This is a genomic window from Halanaerobaculum tunisiense, from assembly GCF_054657635.1.
This window is the reverse complement of record NZ_BAAHYI010000021.1, coordinates 1-2,621: the sequence shown is the minus strand read 5'-3', so window position 1 is coordinate 2,621 and position 2,621 is coordinate 1. Positions and strand designations below refer to the sequence as shown.

General features: G+C 49.6%; 1 rRNA gene. It reads right to left on the bottom strand.

The window, feature by feature from the left end:
* Positions 1-34: 34 nt before the first annotated feature.
* Positions 35-2,621 (bottom strand): 23S ribosomal RNA (locus tag ACYQ3D_RS12555); the annotation flags it as partial.

Genomic DNA, 2,621 nt, shown 5'->3' with positions numbered 1-2,621 from the left:
TATTATACCTTCAAAACTGCACAATAGGTCTTCCTAGATTAAATCCTCGTTCTATTAGTACCAGTCAGCTTAGTGTGTCACCACACTTACACTCCTGACCTATCTACCTGGTCATCTACCAGGGAACTTACTGGATTATTCCATGGGATATCTAATCTCGAGATCTGCTTCACGCTTAGATGCTTTCAGCGCTTATCAGTTCCGCACTTAGCTACCCAACAATGCCATCGGTTGACAATTGGTACACCAGCGGTACGTCCATCCCGGTCCTCTCGTACTGGGGATAGTTTCCCTCAAATATCCTGCGCCCACGGCGGATAGGGACCGAACTGTCTCACGACGTTCTGAACCCAGCTCGCGTGCCGCTTTAATGGGCGAACAGCCCAACCCTTGGAACCTACTCCAGCTCCAGGATGCGACGAGCCGACATCGAGGTGCCAAACCTCCCCGTCGATGTGAACTCTTGGGGGAGATAAGCCTGTTATCCCCGGGGTAACTTTTATCCGTTGAGCGATGGCAAATCCATACTCTACCATCGGATCACTAAGCCCGACTTTCGTCCCTGCTCGACCTGTATGTCTTGCAGTCAAGCTCCCTTCTGCCTTTACACTCTGCGTACGATTTCCAACCGTACTGAGGGAACCTTGGGGCGACTCCGTTACTGTTTAGGAGTCGACCGCCCCAGTCAAACTGCCCATCTGAAACTGTCCCAGTACTGGATCACAGTACATGGTTAGAACACCGGCACAATAAGAGTGGTATCCCAAAGACGGCTCCATTGACACTAGCGCGCCAACTTCCTAGCCTCCCACTTATACTGTACGTAGTGTACCAAAGTTCAATATCAGATTGCAGTAAAGCTCCACGGGGTCTTTCCGTCCAGCCGCGGGTAGTCTGCATCTTCACAGACACTTCAATTTCACCGAGCCCTTCGTCGAGACAGTGTCTAAGTCGTTGCGCCATTCGTGCAGGTCGGAACTTACCCGACAAGGAATTTCGCTACCTTAGGACCGTTATAGTTACGGCCGCCGTTCACTGGGGCTTAAGTTTGATGCTTTGGAACAAGTCCTAACATCTCCCCGTGACCTTCCAGCACCGGGCAGGCGTCAGCCCCTATACTTCGACTTGCGTCTTAGCAGAGACCTGTGTTTTTGGTAAACAGTCGCTTAGACTTCTTTGTTGCAACCTCTTCGGGCAAAACCCTAATGAGGCACCCCTTCTCCCAAAGTTACGGGGTTAGTTTGCCGAGTTCCTTGACGAAGGTTAACTCGCTCGCTTTAGAATTCTCATCCAGTCCACCTGTGTCAGTTTGCGGTACGGATACCTATCACCTTGCTAGAGGTTTTTCTTGGCAGTAGAGACTCAACTTCTTCGCTTCCGTAGAAGCTCCCGATCACACTTTAGAGTTAACAATACTCCGGATTTACCTAGAGTATCCTCCTTGGTGCTTCGACCTGACAAACCGTTGTCAGGCAAGTCTATCTTCCTGCGTCACCCCTTTGCTCAAATGGAGATAGGTAGTGTCGGAATCTTGACCGACTATCCATCGCCTACGCCTTTCGGCCTCAGCTTAGGATCCGACTTACCCTGAGCGGACGAGCCTTGCTCAGGAAACCTTGGACTTACAGCGAATAGGATTCTCACCTATTTCTCGTTACTCATACCGGCATTATCGCTTCTATACAGTCCACAGCTCCTTTCAGTACTGCTTCAGTCCGTATAGAATGCTCTCCTACCATCAATAAAGATCCGCAGTTTCGGTGGTAAGCTTAAGCCCCGTAAATTTTTGGCGCAAGACCACTTGACCAGTGAGCTATTACGCACTCTTTAAATGAATGGCTGGTTCTAAGCCAACATCCTGGTTGTCTAAGCAGTCTCACTTCCTTTGCCACTTAGCTTACACTTAGGGACCTTAACTGGCGATCTGGGTTGTTCCCCTCTCGACTATGAAGCTTATCCCCCATAGTCTGACTCCCGGAGTTAATACAATGGGCTTCGGAGTTTGACTGGATTCGGTAGCTTGGGTAAGCCCCTAGTCCAATCAGTGCTCTACACCCAAAATATATGCTCCGAGGCTAGCCCTAAAGCTATTTCGGAGAGAACCAGCTATTTCCGAGTTCGATTGGCCTTTCACCCCTATCCACAGTTCATCCCATGGCTTTTCAACGCCAATGCGGTTGGGACTTCCACAGGCTACTACACCTGCTTCATCCTGACCATGGATAGGTCACTCGGTTTCGGGTCTATGGCAAGCGACTTGCGCCTTATTTCAGACTCGCTTTCGCTACGGCTTCGCCTTGTTGGCTTAACCTCTGCCACTTGACATAACTCGCCGGTTCGTTAAGCAAAAAGCACGCCATCAGGCTGATAAATATACGCCCTCTGACCGCTTGTAAGCATATGGTTTCAAGTTCTATTTCACTCCCCTTCCGGGGTTCTTTTCATCTTTCCCTCACGGTACTGGTTCACTATCGGTCGCTAGGAAGTATTTAGCCTTAAGAAATGGTCCTCCTGGCTTCCCACGAGGTTTCAAGTGTCTCATGGTACTCAGGAAATCAGCTCAGTTTCAGTTAGTTATTGTCTACTGGACTATTACCATCTGTGGTATAGCTTTCCAGCTA